A 605-nucleotide genomic window follows, 5' to 3' on the forward strand; every position below is an offset into this window, starting at 1 on the left:
GGCGTGATCGGCATCACCGGCGAATACCTGGACCGGGGCCGCTCCAACCGCGCCGAGCCGGGCAACCCGCGCATCATCGGCGACACCAAGGCCGAGAACCAGACCCTGTACGTGAACGGCGAAGTGCCGACCCCGGCCGGCAAGCTGTACTTCACGGCCGGCGCCCAGTCGCGCGACGCCTCGAGCGCCGCCTGGGCCCGTGGCGGCGTGGGCACGGACGACATCCCGTCGCGCAACTCGGCGGCCATGTACCCGGACGGCTTCGTGCCCTTCATCAACGGCAAGATCGACGACCAGTACGCCACCATCGGCCACCGCGGCATGATCGGCGAATGGAACGCCGACTTCTCGCAGACCTACGGCTACAACAAGATGATGTACGACATCAGCCACACGCTGAACGCGTCCATCGCCAACGCCGACCTGCTGGCCGGCGGCAAGGGCATCAGCCCCGACAACTTCAAGGCCGGCGGCTTCTCGTTCCAGCAGCTGACCACCAACGTCGACTTCACGCGCTTCTACGACACCGTGATGAGCGGCCTGAACGTGGCCTTCGGCGCCGAGTACCGCAGCGAGACCTACAAGATCTTCGCCGGCGAACCCGG

General features: G+C 66.9%; 1 pseudogene. It reads left to right on the top strand.

Annotated elements, in window-relative coordinates:
- Positions 1-605: pseudogene (locus AC1RQG_RS27835) on the top strand (TonB-dependent receptor); the annotation flags it as partial.

The organism is Rugamonas sp. GW822-FHT03B10, from assembly GCF_058801745.1.